Below are 933 nucleotides of genomic sequence, written 5' to 3' on the forward strand. Positions count from 1 at the left end.
TACGGGGCGTGGGAGCGCTTCGTGCGGGGCGAGGACGACATCCGCGGCGTGCGGCCGGAGATCGCGCTGTCCTGGCAGCGGTGCCGCGACCAGTACCGGGTGGATCCGCTGCTGGCGGAGGCGCCGGTGGCCGTGGCCGAGGTCGACCACGCCCTGGAGCACGACGTCGTGTTCGCCGAGCTCGGCTTCCGCGCCGCCTCGGTCGCCCACGAGGTCGGCAACGCGGGCGGGGTCGTGACCATCACCGACGCCACCGGCCGGATCCTGGCCGAGTGGGGCGATCGCAAGACCCGCGACCGCGCCGCACAGGCGAACCTGGCGCCGTGGTTCTGCTGGGCGGAGGGGGCCACGGGCACCAACGGGATGGGCACGGCGCTGGAGTCGCACGCGCCGGTGGTGATCCGGGGTGCCGAGCACTGGTGCCGGGCCTTCCACGACTGGACCTGCGCGGGCGTGGCCGTGCGCGACGCGGTCACCGACGACCCGGTCGCGGTGCTCAACATCTCCTGCTGGCGCAGCGAGCTCCCCGGACCTGCGGGCGCCTGGCTGAGCAACGCCGCGAAGCGCACTCAGCGCACCCTGCGGCAGCGCGCCAGGGACGGCAGCGCCGAGCTGATCGCGGCCTACAACCACGCGCGCTCCCGCCCCGGCGTCTCGCTCGCCGCCCTCGACCCGGCCGGACGCGTGGTCATCGCCGACGACACCGCCGGCGTCCTGCTCGGCGTGCCGAGCTCGACCCCCGCACCAGACCCCGCCATCCGCTGGAACCCCCGGCTGCCCGAACTCGTCCGCGCCGCCCGCTACGCCGCCAAGCAGGCCTCGCACAACCCCTCCTGGGTCGGCACCACCCAGATCTTCACCCACCTCGCCGACGAACCCACCCCGGTCAGCATGCGACCGGTGTTCCTGTCCGGAAACCTCGTCGGCACCCTC

The 933-nt window shown here is 74.6% G+C and carries 1 protein-coding gene; it reads left to right on the forward strand.

The features are described 5' to 3' along the window. Nucleotides 1-933 (forward strand): sigma-54-dependent transcriptional regulator family protein (locus ACFQRI_RS27085; RefSeq protein WP_380673496.1); only part of this gene is annotated, 933 nt, incomplete at both ends.

Origin of the sequence: Saccharopolyspora griseoalba (genome assembly GCF_042665275.1) — a bacterium.
Taxonomy (GTDB): Bacteria; Actinomycetota; Actinomycetes; order Mycobacteriales; family Pseudonocardiaceae; genus Saccharopolyspora; species Saccharopolyspora griseoalba.